General features: G+C 61.7%; 18 protein-coding genes. 10 read left to right on the top strand and 8 right to left on the bottom strand.

What is annotated here, in order from left to right; translation table 11 throughout:
- Positions 1-16: 16 nt before the first annotated feature.
- The 4 genes from ACLIMP_RS07040 to ACLIMP_RS07025 are packed head-to-tail and all read left to right on the top strand — an operon-like array spanning position 17 to position 5,190.
- On the top strand, positions 17-2,248 hold the full coding sequence (locus tag ACLIMP_RS07040; protein WP_324698409.1) for a GumC family protein: 2,232 nt from the start codon (positions 17-19) through the stop codon (positions 2,246-2,248).
- Positions 2,245-3,369, top strand: coding sequence for a glycosyltransferase (locus tag ACLIMP_RS07035; RefSeq protein ID WP_324698407.1), 1,125 nt, complete (start codon positions 2,245-2,247; stop codon positions 3,367-3,369). Before ACLIMP_RS07040 ends, ACLIMP_RS07035 begins: the two co-directional genes overlap by 4 nt.
- 29 nt (positions 3,370-3,398) lie before the next feature.
- Complete coding sequence (locus tag ACLIMP_RS07030; protein WP_324698405.1) at positions 3,399-3,947, top strand: polysaccharide biosynthesis/export family protein; 549 nt, start codon at positions 3,399-3,401, stop codon at positions 3,945-3,947.
- Positions 3,948-3,972: 25 nt separating this feature from the next.
- Entirely contained in the window at positions 3,973-5,190 is a 1,218-nt protein-coding gene (locus ACLIMP_RS07025; protein WP_324698403.1) for a glycosyltransferase family 4 protein, read from the top strand.
- A gap of 83 nt (positions 5,191-5,273) precedes the next feature.
- Here the strand turns inward: ACLIMP_RS07025 and ACLIMP_RS07020 are convergent, their stop codons facing one another.
- The gene (locus ACLIMP_RS07020) at positions 5,274-5,951 is read right to left on the bottom strand and encodes a sugar transferase (protein WP_443478131.1); all 678 of its coding nucleotides are present in this window, start codon (positions 5,949-5,951) and stop codon (positions 5,274-5,276) included.
- A 774-nt stretch (positions 5,952-6,725) separates the two neighbouring features.
- Between ACLIMP_RS07020 and ACLIMP_RS07015 the strand changes: the two genes are divergently transcribed.
- Genes ACLIMP_RS07015 through ACLIMP_RS07005 form a run of 3 tightly spaced genes read left to right on the top strand, consistent with a single transcriptional unit; the run spans position 6,726 to position 10,156 of the window.
- A complete protein-coding gene (locus ACLIMP_RS07015; RefSeq protein WP_324698399.1) occupies positions 6,726-8,192 on the top strand; it encodes an oligosaccharide flippase family protein in 1,467 nt (488 codons plus the stop codon).
- 28 nt (positions 8,193-8,220) lie between these two features.
- Complete coding sequence (locus ACLIMP_RS07010) at positions 8,221-9,078, top strand: hypothetical protein (protein ID WP_054440112.1); 858 nt, start codon at positions 8,221-8,223, stop codon at positions 9,076-9,078.
- Positions 9,079-9,082: 4 nt separating this feature from the next.
- Entirely contained in the window at positions 9,083-10,156 is a 1,074-nt protein-coding gene (locus ACLIMP_RS07005; RefSeq protein ID WP_324698397.1) for a glycosyltransferase family 4 protein, read from the top strand.
- Here ACLIMP_RS07005 and glgX read toward each other — a convergent pair.
- From glgX to ACLIMP_RS06980, 5 genes are read right to left on the bottom strand one after another with little or no spacing between them, the layout of a single operon-like run.
- Positions 10,140-11,954: a glycogen debranching protein GlgX gene (gene glgX / locus ACLIMP_RS07000; protein WP_443478130.1), complete on the bottom strand. Its 1,815-nt coding sequence runs from the start codon at positions 11,952-11,954 to the stop codon at positions 10,140-10,142. The two genes, ACLIMP_RS07005 and glgX, sit on opposite strands and share 17 nt — an antisense overlap.
- Positions 11,951-13,414, bottom strand: coding sequence for a glycogen synthase GlgA (glgA, locus tag ACLIMP_RS06995; protein WP_324698396.1), 1,464 nt, complete (start codon positions 13,412-13,414; stop codon positions 11,951-11,953). The genes glgX and glgA overlap by 4 nt, the downstream gene beginning before the upstream one ends.
- Before the next feature lie 16 nt (positions 13,415-13,430).
- A complete protein-coding gene (gene glgC / locus ACLIMP_RS06990; protein WP_132469479.1) occupies positions 13,431-14,693 on the bottom strand; it encodes a glucose-1-phosphate adenylyltransferase in 1,263 nt (420 codons plus the stop codon).
- A 27-nt stretch (positions 14,694-14,720) separates the two neighbouring features.
- Positions 14,721-16,895: a 1,4-alpha-glucan branching protein GlgB gene (gene glgB / locus ACLIMP_RS06985; protein WP_324698393.1), complete on the bottom strand. Its 2,175-nt coding sequence runs from the start codon at positions 16,893-16,895 to the stop codon at positions 14,721-14,723.
- Entirely contained in the window at positions 16,892-19,273 is a 2,382-nt protein-coding gene (locus ACLIMP_RS06980) for a glycogen/starch/alpha-glucan phosphorylase (RefSeq protein WP_443478162.1), read from the bottom strand. Before ACLIMP_RS06980 ends, glgB begins: the two co-directional genes overlap by 4 nt.
- A gap of 277 nt (positions 19,274-19,550) precedes the next feature.
- Here ACLIMP_RS06980 and ACLIMP_RS06975 point away from each other — a divergent pair, with 277 nt between their 5' ends.
- Both ACLIMP_RS06975 and ACLIMP_RS06970 read left to right on the top strand, forming a co-directional pair.
- The gene (locus ACLIMP_RS06975; protein WP_443478129.1) at positions 19,551-21,206 is read left to right on the top strand and encodes an alpha-amylase family glycosyl hydrolase; all 1,656 of its coding nucleotides are present in this window, start codon (positions 19,551-19,553) and stop codon (positions 21,204-21,206) included.
- Positions 21,207-21,256: 50 nt separating this feature from the next.
- The gene (locus ACLIMP_RS06970; RefSeq protein WP_324698391.1) at positions 21,257-21,820 is read left to right on the top strand and encodes a nucleoside 2-deoxyribosyltransferase domain-containing protein; all 564 of its coding nucleotides are present in this window, start codon (positions 21,257-21,259) and stop codon (positions 21,818-21,820) included.
- A 9-nt stretch (positions 21,821-21,829) separates the two neighbouring features.
- Here the strand turns inward: ACLIMP_RS06970 and ACLIMP_RS06965 are convergent, their stop codons facing one another.
- On the bottom strand, positions 21,830-23,389 hold the full coding sequence (locus tag ACLIMP_RS06965; protein WP_054440105.1) for a bifunctional GNAT family N-acetyltransferase/carbon-nitrogen hydrolase family protein: 1,560 nt from the start codon (positions 23,387-23,389) through the stop codon (positions 21,830-21,832).
- 117 nt (positions 23,390-23,506) lie between these two features.
- Between ACLIMP_RS06965 and ACLIMP_RS06960 the strand changes: the two genes are divergently transcribed.
- Complete coding sequence (locus ACLIMP_RS06960; RefSeq protein WP_324698389.1) at positions 23,507-23,773, top strand: hypothetical protein; 267 nt, start codon at positions 23,507-23,509, stop codon at positions 23,771-23,773.
- A gap of 171 nt (positions 23,774-23,944) precedes the next feature.
- Here ACLIMP_RS06960 and queF read toward each other — a convergent pair whose 3' ends face one another.
- On the bottom strand, positions 23,945-24,406 hold the full coding sequence (gene queF, locus ACLIMP_RS06955; RefSeq protein WP_185997907.1) for a preQ(1) synthase: 462 nt from the start codon (positions 24,404-24,406) through the stop codon (positions 23,945-23,947).
- Positions 24,407-24,547 lie beyond the last annotated feature (141 nt).

Raw genomic sequence — 24,547 nt, 5'->3', positions numbered from 1 at the left:
GAAGGAGTGCTCAATTTTGAACCTTCCCGCGATCTATGAAGCGTCCGGAGCGGTCCCGCAGGTCATCGAAGGGTCCGAGAGCTATCGCTATTCGGACGACCAGATGACTGTGCGCTATCTGATGGCGATGCTGCGCAGGCGCAGGGAAGTGCTTGTGCTGACACTGGCCATCTGTGTGCTTCTCGCACTGCTGTGGACCACGGCGCTGCCCAAAACCTACCTTTCCACCGCCGACGTCGTCATGATCACGAAATCGACCCAGCTCGTTCCCCAGGACAAGGATTCAGACACTCCAGGGCCAGTCCGCTCCGAAGACGTGGAAACGCAGATCCAGTTGATCGCATCGCGCGAAATGGCCGCCCAGGTCCTGGAAACAACCGGCTTGTTGAAGGACCGCGTTTTCCTGTCTGATGTCATAGCCCCGCGTTCCTTCCTGGACAATTTCCTGGCCTCGTTGGGGATCGACCGCAGCGACGATACCGCGCTCGCCAAAACAGATCGCGCCGTGCTGATCGAAAGGGCCACGACCTATCTCCTGAAGCACCTCAATGTCGCGCGGGTAGGCGAGTCCTTCAACTTGCGCATCTCGTTCACCGATTCCAGCGCGGAGAGAACGACAAACGTCGCCAACGCATTCGCACGCCTCTATACGACGGACGACGCCCGCGAACTTGCCAGGACAAATGCCACTGCAGCCAAAGTCCTGAAGGCACGCGTCGATGAACTGCGCAAATCCGCGAACGAGGCTTTCGCGGCCGTGCAAGACTATCGCATTCGCAAAGGGCTGCTCAGTTCCGCCGCAACAAGCCTCACCGAGCAGGAAATCTCGACCTACAACCAGCAGATCGCCGAGGCCCGTGCAGAAGCCGCCCGCGACGCCGCTTCCCTATCCAGCGCACGCCGCCAATTGCAGAGAAGCGGCGCAAACGGAGTGGGCGAGGCTGTCAGTTCCCCTGTCGTCACGTCCCTTCGCGCGGAACGCGCCCAACTCGTCATCCGCGAACGGGACCTGTCGCAGCGCTACTTCGACAACAACCCGGACCTCGTGACCACTCGCCAGCAAATTGCCGATATCGACCGGCAGATCGCCACGGAAGTCACACGATCGATCAAGGCACTGGAAAGCCGCTCGGATTCGTCCGGAAAACGCCTGTCCTCCCTGCTGTCCAGCCGCAGCGGAACCCGCGCCCAGCTCAGCACCGACAATACCGCGCTGGTAGCTCTGGCAGACCTGGAAAAACGCGCAGACGCGACCCAGCTGCTCTACCAGTCCTATTTGCAACGTTACAATTCGGTCGTTGCCGAAAGCGGCTCGGAGCAGCCGAGCGCTCGCCTGGTATCCGCAGCGACTACGCCTCTGCTGCCGATTTCACCCAACCTGCCGCTCAACCTGGCACTTGGCTTCGTGGTCGGGCTTCTCGCAGGCGCAACGCTCGCGGTCGTCTCTGAGCTTTCCTACCGCGGCTTCACAACCCTGGACGATATCGAGAACCGCCTCGGCATCCGCGCACTGGGCTTCATTCCCTCGCATCGCTCCGTCGATCCCCATGCTGCTACGCCCCTCGATACCGTGCGAGACCATTCCGACGGCGCCTTTTCCGAAGCCTTGCGCAACGTAATCGTCTCGGTCCGCCAGTCCGGCCCTTCGAGCAGCAAGGTAATCGCCATCACTTCGGCACTGCCCGGCGAAGGCAAATCGACAATCGCCTCTTGCCTGGCCCGTTCGCTTGCCATGGCCAACGAGCGGGTCGTCGTGATCGACTGCGATGTCATCCGTGCGCAGTTGAGCAAACAGTTCGGCTTCATCAGCGGCGAACAGGGTCTCTACGAGGCGCTGCATTCGGAAAGCGGCGCAATCGCCCAGTACACGGATTCCGATTCCCCGATGCGCATCATCCCGATCACCCGCCCCTTCGCGAAGGGTGAGCGGTTGACCGAAAGAGGCCGCCTCAACCGCGTCATCGCCCGCCTTCGCGAAGACTTCGACATTATCGTGCTGGATTGTCCGCCCATTCTGCCCATCGCAGAATCCCGTGAAATCGTATCGCTGGCCGACCATGTCGTCCTTGTCGTCCATTGGCGCAAAACCGTCGATCGCGTGGCCAAGGCTGCGATCCGGCAATTGCCGATCCGTGCCATCAAAGGCCTCGGCATCGTCCTCAACAAGGTCGACATGAAGAAGCAGGTCCGCTTTGGGGGAAGCGACATCGCCAGCTTTTACAAGCACTATCGCGGCTATTACGCATGACGCGCGAAGGCCTCCCATTCAAGCGCGTGGCGCTGATCCACTATTGGCTGGTTTCGATGCGGGGTGGCGAGCGCGTGCTGGAGCGCCTCCTGGATCTGTTCCCTCACGCGGACATCTTCACGCACGTCTACGATCCGGCCAGGGTTTCGCAGAAAATAAGGTCTGCCAACGTCCGCCAGACATTCGTCGGCGCCCTCCCCGGTGCGCGGCGTCACTATCAGAAATATCTTCCTTTCATGCCCATGGCCTTGGAAGAACTTGATCTGCGCGGTTACGATCTCGTTATCAGCAGCGAATCCGGTCCAGCCAAGGGCGTCATCACCAGCCCTGACACACTTCACCTCTGTTATTGCCATTCCCCCATGCGTTACTTGTGGGATCATTATCAGGACTATAAAGCGTCGGCGGGGGCCGTCAGCCGCATAATGATGCCCGCGATGTTTCACCGGATGCGTCAGTGGGATGTCAGCTCTGCCAATCGCGTCGACACGCTGGTCGCGAACAGTTCGTTCGTTGCCCGCCGTATCCGGAAGGTATGGGGCCGGGAAGCGCGGGTTGTGCACCCCCCGGTCATGGTCGATGCCTTCACACCTTCCGGCCAGATTTCCGACCGCTACCTCTGGGCCAGCCAAATGACCCCCTACAAGCGGGCGGATATCGCCCTAGAAGCCTTCAATCGCCTTGGTGTACCCGCATTGATGGTTGGCGATGGCGAGATGTTCAAATTCATCTCTGCCAATGCCGGCCCGAACGTGGAAGTGCGCAAACGCCTGTCATTCCAGGAACTCAAGGAAGCCTACGCAACCTGCAGGGCTCTCGTGTTCACGCCTGAAGAGGACTTCGGCATCGTCCCCGTCGAAGCGAACGCCAGTGGCCGCCCGGTCATTGCCTATGGTCACGGCGGCGTCACAGACTCAATTCTGGACGGGAAAACCGGGCTGTTCTTTCAGGAACAGACCGTTTCCGCTCTCTGCGAAGCGCTGCAGCGTTTTGACCAGTGGCTGCCCACCTTCCAGCCTGAAGACGCCATTCACAACGCACGCCGTTTCGCGCCGGAAGTGTTCGACAACGGCATTCTGGACGCACTCCGGTCATACCGCCCCATTGGCGAGTTCGCCTGAAGCTGCGCCTTACGAGCCTAGGAGAAATCATGATGCTACGCGCGATCGCTCTCATCCTCGGCGTTTGCCTGACCGGATGCACAACGGCAGCTTCCAACGAATTGCCAAGCGTCAACGTCGTGCAATATCGCCTTGCCGCCGGGGATCGGATCAAGATCGAAGTCTTTCGCGAGAAAGATCTCTCGGGAGAATATGTCATAAACGACGAAGGCCTGATCGGGCTGCCTATGGTCGGCAATGTAACGGCTGCGGGGAAAACCCCTGCCGAACTGCGCGGCGAACTTACTCGCCTTTTCGGCACTGAATATGTCCGTGACGCGAAGATCACGCTCGACCTTGTCAGCTATCAGCCAATTTATATCCTTGGCGAAGTTCAGAAACCGGGAGAATATACATATTCCGAAGGCATGTCCTTATTCGCTTTGATCGCGAAAGCTGGCGGCTTCACCTATCGGGCCAATGAGAAAATGGTCTATATCCGCCATTCCCGAGAGGGCGCGGAACATTCCTATAAGCTCACAAGCGGAGCAGCGGTTCTTCCCGGCGACACGATCCGGATCGAACAACGCTTCTTCTGATATTCAGACCAAGGCCGCACCCTTTATGCCAGACAAGATCGAGCGCGTGGTTCTATTCCACGATTACAGCGAAGCGCTGGGTGGTGCTTCCTATCTTGTGCAGGTTCTGATCGAAGAACTCCGGAGCCGTGACGTACCCGTCACCTTCTTCGCGGGAGACACCGGCACGAATTTCGGCAGAGATGATGTCGAGTTCATCCCGCTGAACGGGAAGTCCCTGCTGGACCGCTCCACGATAGGCGCCTTGACGAAAGGCCTTTTCAATCCGCCATCACTATTCCGCGTGCGAGACTGGATACGGAAAAACGATACGCCGGGGACGATCTATCACGTTCATGGCTGGACGAAAATTTTGTCCCCCGCGGTGTTCGGCGCTCTTCGCGATGTGTCGCTGCGCGTGATTCTGCATGGACACGATTACTTCAACAGCTGCCCCAACGGAGCCTTTTTCAATTATGTGACCGAGCAGGACTGTTCGCTTACCCCACTTTCGGCGGCATGCCTCAGCTGTCGGTGCGATAAATCATCATACGCACACAAGCTCTGGCGCTCAGGCCGGGAGGCTGTCCGGCGAGTGCAAACGGTAGGTGCGAATGCTAATCGCATGTTACTGATCCACCCTGGCCAGGCCCGAAATTTCGCACTTGGTCACTGGCCTGCCGAAAAATTGGTCGCGGTGCGAAACCCCGTCACCCCCCTTGCACCCCAGCGCATCGAGGCGGAACGAAACAACGGGATCATCTACATTGGCCGGATTTCAGCCGAGAAAGGCGCCGATCTCGCTGCCAAGGCTGCTGCCATGGCAGGAATTCCAATTACGTTCGTGGGAGACGGCAGCGAAGTCGATCATGTGCGTGCAATAAATCCAGACGCGATCATGCTCGGTCGTCAGGATCGTGCAGGCGCAGCAAAGGCACTGTCTCGCGCCAAGCTTGCCGTAATGCCCAGTCGCTGGGCAGAGCCCTTCGGGCTGGTTGCGCTCGAAGCCATCGGATCAGGTGTGCCGGTCATTGTAAGCAACCGCGCGCTCGTTGCGCCCGAGATCGAGCGCGCCGGGTTTGGGCTTTCCGCTAATACTGCAAATCTGGAAGAATTCGCGCGTACCCTGCTGGACCTCCATGCCGACAATGCGCGGGTCAAACGCATGTCCACCCATGGGCACAAGAACTATCTCAATCTGTGCAACACACCAGAGAGCTGGGCGAATACAATCGTGAATCAATATGAACAGGCATTACTCTGAACATTAAAATCCACGCCACATTTCCTGTTCGCACAAAAAAGGGGCACAAAGCCCCTTCCCCCCACTTCCCTGAAGTGCGCAGCTCAATATGATCCTCGGGCAAACATGACTGCCGGGAGAGTTTTTAAAAGCAGCCATGCATCTAAAGCGAGACCTTTTCGTTCAACATAAGATACGTCCATGTCAACGCGCTGTTGATAGGATGTGTCGCTACGACCGCTTGTCTGCCATATTCCGGTTAGCCCCGGCCTGACCTGACAGTAGTATTCGAAATATGGGCCATATCGAAGAACTTCTTGTTCAACTATAGGGCGAGGCCCAACGATACTCATGTCTCCGGCCAGAACATTCAAAAGCTGCGGAAACTCATCAAGGCTCAATTTTCGCACGATTGCCCCAATGGGTGTCACGCGCGGGTCTCGGCGCAGTTTCCGGGTGCGTTCCCACTCGAAACGCGCTGCGAGATTGCTTTGCAGATGCTCCTTCAGGATCGCATCGCCATCAACCTTCATCGTGCGGAATTTAAGACAGCCGAAGTAGCGTCCGCGGCAGCCGATGCGGCGATGCCGGTAGAATATGGGGCCAGGATCACCGAGGTAAGTGACAATGGCCAGGACAATCAGGAAGGGCAGCATGAACATCAGGATTGCGCTGGCCACCAGTACATCAAAAAGCCGCCAGAGCATCGCTTCCCCAAAGTTGATCGACCTGGGTTGTGCAACAGAAGGGCGTGCATTGCTTGGCCGAAGACCGTCAGCCAAGTACACATCTTCCTGCAGACACAATGTGCGTAGTGCCGTTTCCGCCACTCAATCACTCCCTCTGACAACGCTCAGGAAGCCTGACGAGCATCCTTACTGCTTGGTTAATCAGAGCTATCACCCCCCTCTTCGCATCCGCAACATGATCTGGCTCCACTTTGGACGCGTAAAACAAAACCCGCCAAAATAGCGACATGATGGTCATTTCTGCGCAAAATCACGTAGTAAAAATCCGAGAATTAGGCACGTAAAAGCAGATTCTCGTCAACGACGGATTATTCGTTGCTCGCTGCGTAGATCGACAAGCGCTCCGCTCTCCGAGAAAGATCTGTGGTCAGCAACCTGCGCCGAATTCGTCGAATTCAACGTGCGTCCGCCTTGCAGATTGCCTGAAACCCGGCGACATCAATCGCCGAAACGACCAAAATACGTCGTTGATAAGCGAAAATGCGACCCACGAAACCGTGTGGTGCGCAATCGTAACTCCGAACAATCTTCATCCAACTTGGGGGGAGTTTCACGAACGGAAACTTCGCTTGATGATAGGGTTAACCCTCACCAGCGATCGGAATGGCTTTCAGAATCAAGTCGAAATCGCTGCACGCCCCGAAATCACGCAGGACTATTGTCAATTGAATCATCCTCATGACAGCCTCCCGCCCTCGACCGTTCAACGCGAGCCAAGTCGTGGCAGGATCGGGAACGTTCCCACATGAAGAGCCGCCAGCAAACGCGGGTGCAAGGTGCACGTTCACCCGATAGGGCCCCAGCGGCATGAGCGTTGCGGTTCTGAGACGCGCCAACCTTCGGATCGTTCGCAATCGCGGTGGGTTCGCCTTGTTCGCGTTTTCAGCCCGTGCGCTGGAACAAGTCTCGACCCTGGTCATAACGCTCCTCGCCGCGCGATTTCTGGAGCCAGCCGATTTTGGGGTGTTCAGCCTCGCGAACGTCTTCGTCATTCTCGTTCAGACGCTCACTTATACAGGAATATTCCAGTTCGTCCTCGTTGCGAAAGCGGAAGATTCGCTGGTCGTATCAACGTGCTTCTGGCTGATACTTGCGCTGGTCGGGGCAGCATCGCTGTTCCTGGCCGCTATCGCATTTCCCCTGGAGTGGCTTTTCGGCGCCAAAGAACTCGGCCTTGTTCTGCTGCTGCTCGCAATGGCACAGCCCGTCGCCTCGATCGTTGCCTGGTCTTCGGCGACATTGCTGCGGCGGCAGGCGGTAGCACTTAACTTCAAGTTCGTCTTCGTAGAGAACCTGGTTGCGCTGATCAGCGGCGCAATCTTGCTGTGGTACTGGCATTCGCTCTATGCCTTGGTCGCCGCGCGCTATGTGCGCATTCTGTTCGGCGCAGTGCTGTTCGTCGTGGCGGGCCGAACCTGGCCGATGTTCCAGTTCAGCATGGCTTTGGCGCGCAAGGCCACGGCCTTTTCCAGCAATCTCTATGGATCGCGCTTTCTGGCGTTTCTAGCGCGATATGCCGGCGATGTGATGCTCGGCCTGTTCCACTCGCCCGCCGATGTAGGGCTGTACCGTTTCGGCAATCGCATCGCTACCGGCGCAACTGACATTCTGACGCAGCCGATGAGCAACTTCGCCGCAACCCAATTCGGCAATTCCGCGCGTCAGGAGCAGGATCTGGCCGGACCGCTGGCCCGGTTCTCGGGCACCGTCGCCTTGCTGACGGGCATGGCGGGTGCCGTTATCATAGTTTTCGGACGAGACATCGTTTCCGCATTCTTCCAACCTTCCTATCTTGCCGCGCTGGTCGTCACTTATGCGATGAGCCTGCGCGGCGTGGCAGGTGCGGGCCAGTTACTGGTTGAACCCGCCTTCGCGGCGCTGGACCGGACGCACTGGGTCATGATGTTCAATCTGATCGCTGCCGCCCTGTCCGTGGCGGCGATCCTCATCGCCACACCTTTCGGCATCGCGGCGCTCGCATGGTCGCAAGCATTCGTGGTGCTTATCACCACGATCTGGGGCTTTCATCTCATTCGATGGAAAGGCCATGTGCGCGTCGGCCCCGCGGTCAGGAAATTCATCGCCGCCGGCGCACTCGGTCTGGCCTATTTCCTGATGCTTTACGCGCTGCGCCACTGTGGGTTCCTCATAATGTCCGCTCCCCCCATCACCACACTTGTCATCGGCCTCCTCGCTTCCGCGATGCTGGGACTCGTGTTCCTCGCCATGGCCTACCGGCTGCGCATTTTCAGCCTGGAGGTCTTTTCCGGTTAAATTCAGACCCTACGAAGGAGATGAAACCGTGCTCTATATCCAAGCTGCCCGCCTGGCATTCATCCACATTCCCAAGAACGCAGGCCAAAGCGTTCGCAATGCTCTGGCCCAATGCGATGCGCTGTGTTTTGCCGCGATGGCCACGGACCTCGGCGTCAACGAACCGGAAGCGGAGAGACTCATGGAGGCCGGCGTAACCGGCATGCCGGGGCTGGGCCGGGTCCAGCCAGAACATGTGCCGCTCGCCTTTCTCGAAAGGCACTTTCCGGCGACGTGGTCCACCCTGGTAGGTTCTCGCAGCTTCATCCTGGCGCGCCCTCCACGCGATCGCTTCTTTTCGGCGCTCTTGCAGCGTCTTCGAGAACATCGCGGGATGACAGCACTGCGCGCGGACGACCCCATATTGAAAGAGGAGGCACGGCATGTGTGTGACTGGCTCGATGCCCGGGGGCACTTCTGCGACATGGAATATATCCACTTCTCCCGCCAGTGTGACTATGCCGAGTTGGGCGGCGAACGCATCGTGACCAAGATTTTCCCGATCGACCGCATCGATGCCGCCGCGCTTTGGGTGAAGACAGAGACCGGCCTCACGATCGACATCCCGCACGATCATGCCCGGCACGAGCCGCGAAAATGGGCGGGTCCCATCCAGCCAGCGGCCCGTTTCGTTGGCCGCAAGCTGCTCCCCCCATCCCTGAAGCAGGCGATCTATCCTTTCTGGATGAAAAGCGGCGCCTTCGCCAAGGCCGCGAACCGCTACGGCTCAATCACATTGGGCGACGAAGTGGAACGGTTTATCGCCGAATATTACGCCCGCGACGAAACGCTTTACCGGGAAGCGAAGGACAACGCCGAAGCCTTCTGCAAACGCAAGGTAGCGTGAAGCAATGGCCAGCATCGATATCAACGGCAAGTTCCTGGGCGCCGGCCTAAACGGGGTTCATCGTACCGCCGCCCATTACTGCGAACAGCTCATCAAGCGAACCGCAGGCGAACATGATGTTCGCCTGCTTTCGCCGTTTGCCGCAGCATCGGCCGCCGAATTTGCACATCTTACCCCCACGCAGGCTCGCGGGCGTTGCGGCAGCGGGCAGGGTTGGGAAATGCTGACGCTGCCGAAACTGGCGCGCAGCAACCTGCTGGTCAATTTCTGCAATCTCGCTCCGCTGCTTCATGGCAACAGCGTGGTCATGATCCATGACGCGCAGACGTTCCTCTATCCGCAAGACTATTCCGGCCGCCAGGCGGCTGCCTATCGCCGCATGCTGCCGTGGATCGGACGGCGGGCCCGCCGCATATTGACCGTATCCGCTTTCGCTCGCGATGCGCTGGCCGCACATGGCATCGGGCACCACGACAAGATCGATGTCGTGCATAACGGCACGGATCACCTGCTCGGCGTGCCCGCTGATAGCACGATACTGCAGCGGCTCGGGCTGCAATCGGGGCGCTTCGTCCTGACAATGGGTTCGATCAAGGGCTACAAGAACATGCGCAGCCTGTTCCGCGCCATGCACCAGCCATTGCCCGAAGGATATCGATTCGTCGTTGCTGGCGGACCATCCGGCGATCGGTACAGCATGGCTGGTTGGACGCCGCCTCCGGGCACGGTTTTCACGGGCTTCGTATCCGATGCCGAACTACGGGCGCTCTACTCCGCCGCCTCGGTATTCGTCTTCCCCTCCCTGACGGAAGGGTTCGGCCTGCCACCTGTCGAGGCGATGCATTGCCGCACCCCGGTTGTGGCCGCGCGCGCGGGAGCCATGCCGGAAGTCTGCGAAGGTGCTGCGGTGCTGGTCGATGCTGAAGATCCGTCGGCATATCGGCAGGCAATCAGCGCCATTCTGGATGATCCCATGCTCGCTGACGATTTCCGTGCGCGTGGCGCCCGCCGAGCCGCAGCGTTGACCTGGGACACTGCAGGAGAGCGCCTTCACTCCCTGATCAGCGGGCTGGTGTAACCTCCTGGCCGAGCAGAACTTCCCGAGCCTCGCGCCTGACGCTTACCTTCAGGGCCCCGCCGCCCAATTGCCAGCAAAGGGTCTCTGCGAAGGGACTTTCCCAATCCGCCACCGTCATATCCTCGCCATTGGATGTGACCCAGCGCAGATCTTCGGCTTGGCGCGCGAACTCGGTCCGGTTAGCCGCGCGGAATGCGGCCAATTCCGCGACGTGATCTTCCAGTTCGCAATCGCGCCGTTCCCAGTCGATCCAACCGATAGCGTTATCCTGGCAATAGGCATTGTTGTTACCGTGCTGGGTTCGCCCGAACTCGTCTCCTGCAGTGAGCATTATCGTTCCGGTGGAAACGAACAGCGTGCCCAGCATGGCCTTGATGTCGGCATGGCGGGCAGCAAGCACCTGCGGATCGTCGCTCGAACCTTCTACGCCGTTGTTCCAACTGAAGTTATCGCCATGACCGTCGCGGTTCTGTTCGCCATTGGCCCAGTTGTGACGGTTTTCGTAAGATACGGTGTCAGCCAGAGTGAAACCGTCATGCGCGGCCAGGAAATTGATGGAGCGGCACGCTTCATCGGGCGTGACCGGGCCGAACACATCGCTGGAGCCCGCCAGCCGCGTGGCCAGCTTGCCGATACCTTCCTCGGCCTTCCAGAAACGTCGCACATCGTCGCGGAAGCGATCGTTCCATTCAAGCCATGACGCTGGAAAATTGCCGAGTTGATAGCCGCCCGGCCCGATATCCCACGGCTCTGCGATCATCACGCGGGTGGAAAGCACCGGATCCGCCGCGATTTCCGCGAAGATCGGAGCGGCTGGATCGAAACCGGGCCCGCGCGCCAGCACCGGCGCAAGATCGAACCGAAAGCCGTCCACACCGCAGCGCGTGACGAAATGGCGCATGGCGTCCAGCGCGAGGCGCCGCACTGCGGGATTGGCGAAGTCCAGCATATTGCCGCAGCCGGTGTCGTTTATCAGTGAACCGTCAGGGGCATGGGCATATGCGCCATTATCGAGCCCACGCAGCGAAATAACACCGCCCGCCACGTCACTCTCCCCGCTGTGGTTGAACACGAGATCGAGCAGAACGCCGATGCCCTCGGCGTGAAGTGCGGCCCCTGTTTCGCGCAGTTCGGCGATGCCGCCCGGACACAGGCCGGGGTCGAGCGCCATCATCGCCACCGGATTGTAACCCCAGGCGTTGACGAGCCCCAGTGGCGGCAAGTGCCGCTCGTCAATCCAGGCGACCACCGGCATCAGTTCCACCGCACTCACATGCAGTTTCCTGAGGTGCGCGATCACGGAGGGATGCGCGAGGGCGGCAACTGTGCCTCGCATATGTTCCGGCACGTCGGGATGAAGGCGCGTGAAACCGCGCACGTTGAGTTCGTAGATCAGCCCGCCGGGCGCGAAGTGCGGCGGCCCCGACATGAGCGGTTCGGCCGGAGCCGGGACAATGGCGCGAGGAACGATGTTCGCGGTATCCGACCCGAATTCGGCCAAAGTGCCATCCTGCACGAAACGCCGATCGAGTTCGACTGCATAGGGATCGACCAGCAGCTTCGCGGGATCGAACCAGAGCCCTTTCGGCGGCGCCCACTCGCCTGCCGCGCGGTAGCCGTAACGGCCGCCCGCCATTTCCTCCGGCAGTGTCAGAACCCAGTCAGGCCCGCTTCGCTCCATCGGATGGCGGACCTCATGCTCCCCTGCGAAAAGGCAGAGCCAGACCATGTCGGCGCGCGGCGCGCGCACCGCAAATCGCGTGCAGCCTTTCCCGACTGTCGCTCCCAGTGCGGTCATGCGATCAGGGAACGATAGAGCCGGGCATAGGCGGCCCCGCTGGCCTTCCAGGAAAAATCGCTCTTCATCGCGTTCTTCTGGATCGCCCGCCAGAGATCGCCACGTTCGTAAAGCTCCACCGTGCGGGTAAGTGCAGCCGCGAAGGCATCGTAGTTCACGCCATCGAACTGGACCCCGGTGGCCACACCTGCCGCCAAGGCCGCCGGGTTGGCATCTATCACCGTATCGGCAAGTCCGCCGGTCCGCGCCACCACCGGCACGCAGCCATATGCGAGCCCGTAAAGCTGGGTCAGGCCGCAGGGTTCGAAGCGTGAAGGGACGAGAATCGCATCGCCCCCTCCCTGCATCCGGTGGGAAAGATCCTCGTCGTAACCGATCCGCACGGCTATGCGCCCGGGGTGGCGCGCCGCCGCTTCGTGCAGGGCCCGTTCGATCGCGAGATCGCCGGAGCCCAGCAGCGCCAGTCTCCCGCCGATGCCGACGAGGTGATCCAGCACCTCCAGGAGGACATCCATGCCCTTCTGCCAGGTCAGGCGGGTCACGACGATGAACAGCGGGCCATCGTCGATTTCCAGGCCGAACTCGGCTTCGAGCGCCCGCTTGTTCGCGATCCGCTTATCAAGTTGGCGAGCATTGTAGGAAACGGCCAGCGCCGGGTCGTTCGCCGGGTTCCAGAGCGCGGTATCGATCCCGTTGAGAATGCCTGAAACCGCATGACCACGCGCGGCGATTAGGCCTTCGAGCCCCATGCCGAAAGCAGCCGAGCGGATTTCACGCGCGTAAGTGGGGCTTACGGTCGTCACGGCGTTTGCGCAGGCCAGCCCCGCCTTCAACATGCCGATGCCGCCGTGATACTCCACCCCGTCCAGCGTCCATGCCTCTGGCGGAAGGCCGAGGCGCGGAAAGACTTCCGCACCGAACCAGCCCTGGAAGGCCATGTTGTGGATCGTCACGACCGAGGGGACACGCCCGCCCTCACCGCCATAAGGCGCAAAATGGAGGTAGGCATTGGCCATCGCCCCCTGCCAGTCGTGCGTATGGACAAGATCGAAGCGCTTAGGCTTGCCCCGGCTGACCACGGCGCCGCCGGCGATATCGGCAGCCGCACGCCCGAGCGCGGAAAAACGCTGCCAGTTGTCGCCCCAGTCCTGTCCGGCCGTGTCGGCATAGGGCGCGCCCTCCCGCGCATAAAGCGCCGGCGCGTCAAGCACGAGCAGCGGATAACCGTCGATCCTTGCCGAAAGTAGCCGCGCGGGCGACCCTACCAGCGAGTCCCACGAATGGACGGGGCGGGCCCGGCCGATCGCCTTCATCACTGAAGGATAGCCCGGAAGCAGCGTCGTCATCTCCACGTCGTGTTCGGCGAGAGCTGCGGGAAGTGCCCCTGCGACATCGGCGAGGCCACCGGTCTTGACCAGCGGCACCGCTTCGGAAGCGACGGATAGAACCTTCAACGGCATTCGCTATCCAACCCGATCACAGGCCGAGCCGGTCGATCATCGGCTTGGTGATGAGACATACTCCGTTGTCGGTTCGGCGGAAGCGCCGGCCGTCCAGTTCAGGATCCTCGCCAACGACGAGCCCCTCGGGGATACGGACGCCGGAATCGATCACCACGCGCGAGAGGCGGGCATGGCGGCCGATGTTGCAATAGGGCAGGATCACTGCCTCGTTCACGGACGAAAAGCTGCCCATCTTGACCCCGGTGAACAGCAGCGAGCGCCGCGCGAGCGCGCCGGAGACGATGCAGTCCTGGCTTATCAGCGACGAGATCGCCTGCCCGCGCCGCCCCTCCTCGTCATGCACGAACTTGGCGGGCGCGGCGACGACAGTGTCGGTCCAGATCGGCCAGTCCCGATCGTACATGTCGAGCTTGGGAACGGTATCGGTCAGGTCCAGGTTGGCGTCGAAGTAGGCATCGACAGTTCCGACGTCGCGCCAGTACTCCTCGATTTCCTCGGCCGCGCGGATGCAGGAATTGGTGAAACGGTGGGCCTGTGCCTTACCGTGCCTGACGATGTAGGGAATGATGTCCCCGCCGAAATCGCGCCGGGAATCAGGATCTGCGGCATCCCTGCGAAGCTGTTCGAACAGAAACTCGGTGTCGAAGACGTAAATGCCCATCGAGGCGAGGCAATTGCCCGGGTCGCCCGGGATCGAGGGCGGATCGGCGGGCTTTTCGAGGAACGAGGTGATCACGTCGTTCTCGTCGACATGCATGACGCCGAAAGCGGTCGCTTCTTTGCGCGGCACGACGAGGCAGCCGACCGTGACGTCCGCCCCCGAATTGACGTGCTGTTGCAGCATCAATTCGTAGTCCATCTTATAGATGTGATCGCCTGCAAGGATCACCATGTATTTCGGGCTGTAGGAGGCGATGATGTCGATGTTCTGGAACACCGCATCGGCCGTGCCCTCGTACCACAGCAACTCGGATATGCGCTGGCTGGCGGGGAGGATGTCGAAGCTCTCGTTCCGCTCGGGCCGCATGAAGTTCCAGGCACGGTTCATGTGCCGGATCAGGCTATGCGCCTTGTACTGCGTGGCGACCCCGATGCGACGGATGCCCGAATTGATCGCGTTCGACAGCGCGAAATCGATGATCCGGCTCATGCCCCCGAAATAGACTGCCGGCTTGGCCCGATTGTCGGTCAGTTCACTAAGCCGGCTGCCGCGTCCGCCGGCAAGGACATAGGCCATGGCATCGCGCGCGAGTGGCGATCCGGTCGGCGTCCTCATTGCACTCACTCTCCTTCGTATCTCGTTTCAGCCTGCGTATTCGAGCATGATCGTTGCCAATGGCGGCAGTGTTACCATGGCTTGCCCGTCCGCGGCCTTGACTTGCCCCAAGTTGCCTTTGCCGGTCCCGCCATAATGACGGGAATCGCTGTTGAGGATTTCGTTCCATTTGCCGTCATGCGGCAGCGGCAGTCCATACCCCGTATGCATGGCCGAGGTCATGTTGGAGATCACCGCGATCGGCCTGGAACCGGGCGCCTTGCGCAGCCAGGCGAAGACGGAATTCTGCGCATCGTCCACCACCAGCCACTCGAACCCCTCGCCCTCGCAGTCCCCGGCGTGGAGCGCGGGTTTCTGGCAATAGATGCGATTGAGGTCCTTCACGAGATTGCGGATGCCCTCGTGCGCAGGCGCATCCCGCAGCTCCCAGTCGAGCGCGCGCTCCTCGCTCCATTCGCGGCGCTGCGCGAACTCCTGCCCCATGAACAGCAGCTTCTTGCCCGGATAGCCCCACATCAAGCCGTAGTAGGCGCGCAGATTGGCGAATTTCTGCCAGTCGTCTCCGCTCATCTTGTTGAGCAGCGAGCCCTTGCCGTGCACCACTTCATCATGGCTGAGCGGCAGGACGTAGTTCTCCGAGAAGGCATACATCAGCCCGAAGGTCAGATCGTCGTGGTGATAGCGCCGATGCACGGGATCGCGCGCCATGTAGCGCAGCGTGTCATGCATGAAGCCCATGTTCCACTTGAAGCCGAAGCCCAGCGCCGAAGCCCGTTCTCCCTCGGGCACGTCGTAGGCGGGCTGAGTGACGCCCGGCCAGGCCGTCGATTCCTCGGCGATAGTGAAGACGCCGGGATGCTGGGCATAGATCGCCCGGTTCGTCGCGCGCAGGAAGTCCACCGCTTCCCAGTTCTCGCGTCCGCCCTGGGCATTGGGGATCCACTCCCCTTCCTTGCGCGAGTAATCCCGGTAGAGCATCGAGGCCACCGCATCCACGCGCAGCCCGTCGATGTGATAGCGCTCTGCCCAGAACAGCGCGTTGTTGACGAGGAAGCTCGCCACTTCGCGCCGACCAAAATTGTAGATCAGCGTGTTCCAGTCCGGCTGGAAGCCAAGTCGCGGGTCCTGATGTTCGTAAAGCGCGGTGCCGTCGAAACGGACCAGCCCATGGTCGTCGGTCGGGAAATGGGCGGGAACCCAGTCCAGGATCACGCCGATTCCGGCCCGGTGCGCGCCATCCACGAAACGCGCGAAGCCCGCCGGTTCCCCGAAACGGGAACTGGGGGCGTAGAGCCCGGTCGTCTGATAACCCCAGGATGGATCGTAGGGATGCTCGCTGATCGGCAGGAATTCGATATGGGTGAAACCCATCTCGACGACATAGGGGATCAGGCGGTCGGCAAGGTCGTCCCAGTTGAGGAACCAGTTGAAGCGATCCCGCTGCCACGAACCCGCGTGGACTTCATAGATCGAGACGGGAACCTTGCGTGGATCGATCGAGGCCCAGTGCGCGCGGTGCGCTTCGTCACCCCAGTCCAGCTTGGCGGGGTGCGCGGTCATCGAGGCGGTGGCGGGCCGGATTTCCGACATGAAGGCGAAGGGATCGGCCTTGAGCGGCTGGACCATACCGTCGGCACCGATGATATGGTACTTGTAGGCACGGTAATCCGCGATATCCGGGATGAAGATTTCCCAGACGCCGATGTCGCTGCGATCGCGCATGACATGGCGGCGAGGGTCCCAGTCGTTGAAGTCCCCCACGACGCTTACCAGTTGCGCATTGGGCGCCCAGACCGCGAAGTGAACGCCGTTCGCGCCTTCGTGGCGGATGATATGAGCGCCGAGCTTGTCGAACAGCCGGAAATGCGTGCCTTGCGCGATCAGCAGGTCGTCGACAGGGCCCAGCACCGGGCCGAAAGTATAGGGATCGGTGACAAGCCAGTCGCTGTCCCGCGCCGTGCAGCGATAGCGGATCGGCTGGGGCTTTCCCACCAGCTTGCCTTCGAACAGGAACCGGTCATCGACCTTGCCCAGCATGCCCAGCCGGCGGCCGTCGAGGCTGAAGGCCTCCACCGTCTCTGCGCCCGGCAGGATCGCGCGGGCATACGTCCCGTCAGGACCGGAAAGCGCGCCGAGAAGCGAGAACGGGTCGGCGTTGAGGCCTTCCAGCAGGGATTCGATGGCGCTTTCTGGTGGTTTCACAGGACTTTCCAAATATCTCTGGCATATTCGGAAATCGTCCGATCCGAAGAGAACCAACCGACGTTGGCAATGTTCCTGATCGCGGCAGCGCGCCACCCGACGACATCCTCCCACCGGGCGTCGATGGAGCGCTGTGCAGCGGCGTAACTGTCGAAATCGGCGGCGCACATGAACCAGTCATGCTCATGAATGCCGCGGATCAGGTCCTTGTAACGGTCCGGATCATCGGGCGAAAATACGCCGGATGCGATGGCGGTTAGCGCCTGGCTCAGTTCGCGCGAACCATCGATCACTTCGCGCGGATTGTATCCGTTGGCGCGCTTGTGGGCGACTTCCTCGGCGGTAAGGCCGAAGATCACGATATTGTCGTCGCCGACATGATCCTTGATCTCGACATTCGCGCCGTCAAGCGTGCCGATGGTAAGCGCACCATTGAGCGCGAACTTCATGTTGCCCGTGCCCGAAGCCTCCATGCCCGCGGTCGAAATCTGTTCCGACAGGTCAGCGGCGGGAATGATCCGTTCCGCCAGGCTGACATTGTAGTTCGGCACGAACACGACCTTGAGCAGCCCGCCCACTGAAGGGTCGGCATTGATGCGGCGCGCCACGTCGTTGGCCAGTTTGATCACCAGCTTCGCATTGTGATAGCTGGACGCAGCCTTGCCGCCGAAGATCTTCACGCGCGGCACCCAGTCCCGCTCGGGATGGCTGCGGATCTGGTCGTAGAGCGCAACCGTTTCAATCAGGTTCAGAAGCTGGCGCTTGTATTCGTGAATGCGCTTGATCTGGACGTCGAACAGCGCGTCCGGATCGAGACGGATCCCCATGGTCTTCTTGATGTAGTCCGACAGCACGACCTTGTTGGCCCGCTTCACTTCGGCCACCCGCTCGCCGAACTGCCTGTCGTCCGCGAAGGCGTTGAGGTCAGCGAGCCGGGCCGCATCGTCGAGGAAGGCATCGCCGATCGCCTCGCGGATCACCTTGGTGAGCCCCGGATTGCACTGTTGCAGCCAGCGGCGGGGGGTGACGCCATTGGTCTTGTTGTTGATCCGGTCAGGGTAGAGCTTGTGGAGATCGGCAAAGACCGTCTCCTTCATCAGCTCCGTGTGAAGCGCCGCCACGCCGTTCACCGAATGTGCGCCGACGAACGCAAGGTTCGCCATGCGCACGCGGCGCTCTCCGTTCTCGTCGATCAGCGAGATCGCGGCGATCTCCGCGTCGCTGCACCCCGCCTTGCGCGCTTCGCGAAGGACGCGGCTGTTGATCGCGTAGATGATCTGCATGTGGCGCGGCAGAAGCCGTTCGAACAGCGGCAGGGGCCAGGATTCCAGCGCCTCCGGCAGCAGCGTGTGGTTGGTATAGGACACCGTGCGGCGGCAGATGTCCCAGGCTTCGTTGAACTCCAGTCCAGTTTCGTCGACAAGCAGGCGCATCAGTTCGGCCACGGCCACTGACGGATGCGTGTCGTTGAGCTGGATCGCCGCCTTGTCCGGCAGGGTGCGGATATCGCCTTCGTACTGGATATGGCGGCGCACGATGTCCTGGATCGAGGCGGCCGTGAAGAAATACTCCTGCCGCAGGCGCAGTTCCTGTCCGGCGGAGCTGGAATCGGCGGGATAGAGCACGCGCACGAGACTATCCGCCCGCACCTGTTCCGACAGGGCACCGAAATGGTCACCTGCGTTGAAGGCATCGAGCTTGATTGGGTCGAGCGGGCTCGCCGTCCAGAGGCGCAGGGTGTTCACGCGCTTGCCGCGCCAGCCCACCACAGGGGTATCGATCGCGGTCGCCTCGACATGTTCGGCCGGATGCCAGAAAACGCCGTCCCCCTCGGCCACGACTTCGCCGCCGAAACCTATGCGGTATGTGCTTTCGAGCCGCTCGAACTCCCATGGATTGCCGTGGGCCAGCCAGGTTTCCGGCAGTTCCACCTGCCAGCCGTCGTCAATGCGCTGACGGAACATCCCGTTCACGTAGCGGATACCATAACCGTAAGCCGGGATGTCGAGCGTCGCGAGGCTCTCCATGAAGCACGCGGCGAGACGGCCAAGGCCGCCGTTGCCGAGCGCCGCATCAGGCTCCAGCTCCTCCAGCGCGGCGAGATCGAGCCCATGGGCGCGAAGGGCCGCCTCGAACTCGCGCGTCATGCCCATGTTCGAGAGGGCATCGCGCAGGAGGCGGCCGATCAGGAACTCCATCGAGAGGTAGTAGACCCGCTTCCCGCTGGAATCGTAGGTGCGCCGGGTGGAATCTATCCACTTCTCGATGATCTCGTCACGCAGGGCGAGGATCGAGGCGGTGTACCAGTCATGCTGCTTGGCGGCACGCTCGTCCTTTCCGACGCGCTGGCGAAGCACTCTGACGATATGCTTGTCCATTTCCGAGGGAATTGCAGCCTTGCTGCTGGCAACAGGATCGGTAGCCACGGGCGCACTCCTGATCTGGCCGTCGCAGGCGCGTTCGAAAAAGCCCTGCAATCAGTATAGTTTAGAGCCGGGATCCGAAGAGGTCGCCTCCGCATTTTCCCATGCTTTCATCCAATGGCTACCACAGCGCTGCCTTGCGGCAAGCATCATTGTGCAGCGCCGCAAAAAATTCGCGCAAGCGGCCGCTCGATGGTATGGGCGAAGGGCAATCCCATCGCGGAAGGTGTGCATGAGCCTGACCGAAACCGAAGATGCCCTGCCTGCGCCCGGCGCGTCCGCGGAGCCCTGCTCCGCCCCTGCCCCCGACATGCCGTGGTGGAAGGGCGCATCGATCTACCAGATCTACCCGCGCAGCTTCCAGGACACCAACGGAGACGGCGTGGGCGATCTCGCGGGGATCACGCGGCAGCTGCACCATGTTGCCCGGCTGGGTGTAGATGCGATCTGGATATCGCCCTTCTTCACTTCCCCGATGCGCGACTTCGGCTACGATGTGGCCGATTACTGCGGGATAGACCCGGTGTTCGGCACCATGGCCGATTTCGACGCGCTGGTGGCGCACGCCCATGCCCTCGGGCTCAAGGTCATCATCGACCAGGTCTACGCCCATACCTCGGACCAGCACCCCTGGTTCGCGGAAAGCCGCTCCGACCGCGGCAACCCGAAGGCGGACTGGTACGTCTGGAACGATCCGAAGGAAGACGGTACCCCGCCCTGCAACTGGCAGTCGGTGTTCGGCGGTCCCGCATGGACCTGGGACGGGCGCCGCCGCCAGTACTACATGCACACGTTCCTCAAGGAACAGCCCCAGCTCAACATGCATAACCCGGCCGTGCAGGACGCGGTGCTCGGCGTAGCGCGATTCTGGCTGGAGCGCGGGGTCGACGGGTTCCGGCTCGATGCGCTCAACCACGCGATGCACGACCCGCTCCTGCGCGACAATCCGCCCGCCCCCGCAGATGGCCGCCTGCGTACCCGGCCCTTCGACTTCCAGCTCAAGACCTACAGCCAGTCCCACCCCGATATGGTGCGCTTCGTCGAACGCCTGCGCGCGGTGTGCGACGAACATGGCGCGGTTCACACCGTAGCCGAAATTGGCGGAGATCATCCGCAGGCGGACCGGCGCGCCTATACCGAAGGCGAACGCCGCCTCAATAGCGCCTACGGGTTCGACTTCCTCTATGCGCCCGCGCTCACGGCGCAGTTCGTCGCCGACACGCTCCGGCGCTGGGAGCTCGCGCCGGGCGAAACCGGCGGCTGGCCAAGTTGGGCATTCGAGAACCACGATGCGCCCCGCGCCGTTTCACGCTGGAGCGCCCCGCAGGATCAAGCGCCGTTCGAACGCGTGAAGATGGCACTGCTCATGGCGCTGCGCGGCAATGTTATCCTCTACCAGGGAGAGGAACTGGGCCTCGTGCAGGACGAGATTCCGTTCGAACAGCTCCAGGACCCGGAAGCCATTGCCAACTGGCCCCTCACCCTTTCGCGGGACGGCGCCCGAACGCCCCTGCCGTGGGACGATGCCCCGCTGGGCGGCTTTACAGGCGGCGAGCCGTGGCTACCGCTTTCGGCCGAGAACCTCACCCGCGCGGTGTCTGTGCAGGAAGCCGATCCTGCCTCGCTCCTGCACTTCACCCGCAACGTCCTGGCCCTGCGAAATGCAAGCCGGGCGCTTCACCATGGCACGCTGGCCGAATGCACTGCCGATGGCGCTCTGCTCTCGTTCGACCGCGCAGAAGGTGGGGAGCGCGTGCGATGCCTGTTCAATCTCTCCGCCGATCCGATAGCCTTTGCCCTGCCCGCCGAGGGCGAGGTGCTGCTCGCGGTGAACGGGGCAACGAAGGCCGGTCTTCCTGCCTATGCCGCGCTCTGGCTTACGATATGAGATGACGTTTTCACTGGCCCGCAGCACGCTGCTCTGGCTAGAGGCGGGCCATGAGACCAGTCCTCCTCGCCGCTGCTGCCTCGCTCTGTGCGATCCTGATGCCGGCCCCTGCCATGGCTGAAGCGATCGTAGTCACGTCCCCGCAAGCGCTTCCCGCCGCTCATGACCGTCCGCGCGTGTTCCTGGGCGGAAGCATCGACATGGGTTCTGCCCCGGACTGGCAGAAGCAAGTGATCGCGGCTCTGCAGGACGAGAACGTGACCCTGCTCAACCCGCGCCGTCCGGACTGGAACCCGGCCTGGAAGCCCGAGGCGGACGAACCGGAGTTCCGCAAACAGGTGGAATGGGAACTCGCCGCGCTGGAAAGTGCCGACGTGATCGTTCTCTATCTCGCTCCGGGATCGCAGAGCCCGGTGAGCCTGCTCGAACTCGGCCTCCACGCACGGACAGGCAAGGTCGTGCTGCTCTGCCCGCCCGGCTTCTGGCGCAAGGGCAACGTCGACATCACGGGTGAGCGCTACGGCGTGGAGCAGGTCGCAAGCCTGGACGAGTTGATCGCCGCGACGCGCAAGCGCGTGGCACACGCCGCCGCGCGCCTCAAGGCCGCGAAATAGCCCGGCCCTTTACTGCTGGGTCCATTCCACGCGGTACAGATCGAAACGGCGATCCTTGAGATTCTGCACCGCGCCCGACTGGCGCGCGGTGAGCAGCGCGTCGAGGCTGAGGTCGGCGATGGCGATCGTCTCCGTGTTCGGCGCCGTATCCGCCGCCACCCCGTCACGCGCGAAGGGGAAGTCCGAAGGGGTCAGGATCGCGCTCTCGGCGTAGTGGACATCCATGTTCTCGACGTTCGGCAGATTGCCCACGACGCCCGAGGTGACGACGTAGCACTGGTTCTCCACCGCCCGTGCCTGACAGCAGTAGCGAACGCGCAGGAAGCCGCGCCGTTCGTCCGTGCAGAAAGGGACGAACAGCATGAGCGCGCCCTGGTTGACGAGGTGGCGGGAAAGCTCCGGGAACTCGCTGTCATAGCATATCATCACCCCGATGGGTCCGCAGTCGGTGGGGATCACATTGGCGCCGTAGCCGCCCTTGATGTTCCACCAGCGGCGCTCCGAAGGGGTGGGGTGAAGCTTCTGCGTTTCGTGCACGGCGCCGTCCCGCAGGAAGGTATAGGCGATGTTGCGGATCTCGCTCTTGCCCTGCCCCAGCTTCACCCTGGTCGGGTGCGATCCGCCGATGATGTTGATGTTGTAGCTCACCGCCATGCGCTGCATGAATTCGACGAAGCGCTCGGTGTAATCCGCAATCTTTTCAATGGCGGCGGCGGGTTCGAGCTTGGTCTCCTCGATCGAAAGCAGCTCCAGCGTGAACAGTTCCGGAAACACCACGAAGTCGCTCTCGTAATCGGCGGCCACGTCGATCCAGTATTCGACCTGCTCCTCGAACTGGTCGATCGCCTCGATCTTGCGCATCATGAACTGGACGGTCGCGACGCGCACGGTGGACGGCACGCGTTCCTTGAATCCCGGCACAGCCTTGCCGGTATCGCGCGGCGCAAGCGGGTTGGTCCAGTACATGATGACGGCATTGCCGCCGCTTTCCTTGTCGTTGGGGATGTAGTCCGGCAGAATCCCGCGCGGCTCGTAACCCTCGTTCATCTGGAACTGGATGACCTGATCGCGGACCTTCTTGTCCTTCACCGCCTGCACATAGTCAGCCGGGTTGGGATACTGGCGCCTGCGGCGCGAATAGCCCGGCATGCGTCCAGCGAAGGCGATGCCCTTCAGTTCGAAGTACTGGCACAGTTCCTTCCGCTTGCGGTAGAGCCGCTGGCCGATGCGCAAGCGCCGATAGTCGGGGTCGACGCAGACCTCGAAGCCGTAGAGCACATCCCCGTCGTCAGCGGGGGGGCGACCGTAGCCGCCGTTGCTGATCTCCTCCCAGCTATGCGGGCGAAAGGCCTGCTCCGCCGTGACGATCATCGTCGCACAATGGCCGACCACCCTGCCGTCGTATTCGGCCACGAACTGGCCCTCGGGAAAATTGATGATCTGCCCGCGAACTTCGGCGCGGGTGAAGGCGTCCGCCTTGCCGTAGACTTTTACCGAGAGCCTCGCGATGGCCGGAGCATCGGCGACGGTGGCGGCGCGGATGATGAGTTTGGCTTTGGTCTGGTCCATGGCCCAACACTACGCGCGGCGGGGCTCGGGGTTCCAGTCCTGAAAATGACTCTTTTCCCGTCGCTTGCGGGATATTTTTGCCAGGTCGCTCGTTATCCCTCTCGAAAGGAGAGAGATATGAGCGTCACACTCATTGCCCTCGCCCTGTTTGGTTGCAGCGATGATGGAGCGGCTTGCGAAAGATTGCCTGCTCCCTTGCAGACCTATGAATCGCGCGCTGCCTGTGCGGCTGGCATCGAAGGCGCCCTGGCCACCGATGCCGCGCTGAAGGCGGACGCTCCGACCGTTTATGCGCAGTGCCTGTCGAACAGCCAGCTTGCCGCTCTCGGCAAGGGAACGGTCGATCTCCGGCAGATCAACGGAGTTCAGTTCGCGGCAAGATGATGAAATACGTATCCCGGCACGGACCTTGGAAATCGGTAGCCACGCCCTGCCGTCACCTGAGGGAAAGTCCGGGGGCACAGGGATGTCGGCGCCCCTGCTATTTGGTGAATTGGCCCACCCCGGCCTTGCGCAGAAGCTCCGGGCCGGAATTGGCCGGGGCCTTGGAAAGGGTCAGCCCCGGCCGCGGTAACCCTGTACGCCCTGATCCGGCACCCAAAGCCCTTCCGGGGCCGCGCCGGACTGCCAGAACACGTCGATGGGAATCCCGCCGCGCGGATACCAGTAGCCGCCGATACGCAACCAGCGAGGCTTCATTTCGTCGAACAGGCGCTGGCCGATGCCGACAGTCACGTCCTCATGGAAACCGTTATGGTTGCGGAACGCGCCGAGGAACAGCTTGAGGCTCTTCGATTCGACGATCGTTTCGCCGGGCGCATAGTCGATCACGAGATGCGCGAAGTCCGGCTGTCCGGTCACCGGGCAAAGCGAGGTGAACTCCGGCGCCGCGAAACGCACGAGATAGAGGCTGCCCTGACGCGGGTTCGGCACATAATCAAGCACGGCCTCCTCGGGCGAGGCAGGCAAGGCACTGTTCTGGCCGAGGTGCAGCGGGTTCATGGAAATGTCAGTCATGCCCGTCTTGATAGGAGCCGCGAGCCCGCGCTTCAACCCGCCCGGTCCTTGGGGAAAGCTGCCAGCGGCGCGATTGCCCCGCATGGCTTGTTTCGGCTATGATCGCCAACGTCTCGCCGCGCGGCCCAAGGGCATTAACTC

The organism is Novosphingobium aeonii (assembly GCF_052279045.1).
In the GTDB taxonomy this organism is placed as follows: domain Bacteria; phylum Pseudomonadota; class Alphaproteobacteria; order Sphingomonadales; family Sphingomonadaceae; genus Novosphingobium.
This window is presented reverse-complemented; position numbering and strand designations above follow the sequence as displayed.